Origin of the sequence: Gilliamella sp. Pas-s27 (assembly GCF_009795865.1) — a bacterium.
In the GTDB taxonomy this organism is placed as follows: Bacteria; Pseudomonadota; Gammaproteobacteria; order Enterobacterales; family Orbaceae; genus Gilliamella.
This window is the reverse complement of record NZ_WTEW01000125.1, coordinates 1-354: the sequence shown is the minus strand read 5'-3', so window position 1 is coordinate 354 and position 354 is coordinate 1. Positions and strand designations below refer to the sequence as shown.

Here is a 354-nt window from a genome sequence, read left to right as displayed (position 1 = left end):
AAAAATAGCTTTCATTGATATACACTTTACCCGTTTTGCGGTTAAAAATAATGGGGCTACCTCGGCGTGTAAAAAGGTTTTGATAACATTCTGGAATCATTAAATATTCGAGAATAATGTAACAAAATAAACCAGAAGTTAAAAGATAGAAAAGTGTATCACTATTGCACGTTATAATAGAATATATCAAAGATGGAATTAAAAAGATCCCCGAAATTGAGAAAAAAAAGCTCATACATAAATAAAGAATCTGATCAGATTTCGTTTTACGAATAAAAGCACAGTAGTTATCATTGGCATAGAGAAGACGCTGATCCGCACCCGTTAAATAGTTACCGCCTTTTTCTAAATCGC

1 protein-coding gene is annotated in these 354 nt (G+C 32.2%); it reads right to left on the bottom strand.

Annotated features, from left to right (window positions below; translation table 11 throughout):
* Positions 1-354: DUF6708 domain-containing protein (locus tag GQ589_RS11990; protein WP_202115120.1), on the bottom strand; the 354-nt coding region annotated here is incomplete at both ends.